Here is a 247-nt window from a genome sequence, read left to right as displayed (position 1 = left end):
CACGTGCGGAGCAACTAAAAATTGACTGGTGGGCGTTGGCGGAAGTGACGAATGGGGAAAATAGACTTCAAATGACGTACCCATTCCAGGACTGCTCGTGACGTTGATCCGTCCGTCCATCGCAGTGACCAGACCGTGGACAGCCGCCAAGCCGAGCCCGGTGCCGCCAATGGCGGCCTTCGTGGTGAAAAATGGTTCAAAGATATGAGGCAGCGTTTCCGGAGAAATACCGCTTCCATTATCCGCG

General features: G+C 55.5%; 1 protein-coding gene. It reads right to left on the bottom strand.

Features of this window, described 5'->3' with window-relative positions:
- Positions 1–247: ATP-binding protein (locus tag EOD29_RS34045; RefSeq protein WP_245475525.1), on the bottom strand; the 247-nt coding region annotated here is incomplete at both ends.

The organism is Mesorhizobium sp. M1A.T.Ca.IN.004.03.1.1 (genome assembly GCF_003997555.1).
In the GTDB taxonomy this organism is placed as follows: domain Bacteria; phylum Pseudomonadota; class Alphaproteobacteria; order Rhizobiales; family Rhizobiaceae; genus Mesorhizobium.
The sequence above is the reverse complement of the archived record's forward strand: the minus strand, read 5'-3'. Positions and strand labels throughout refer to the sequence as shown.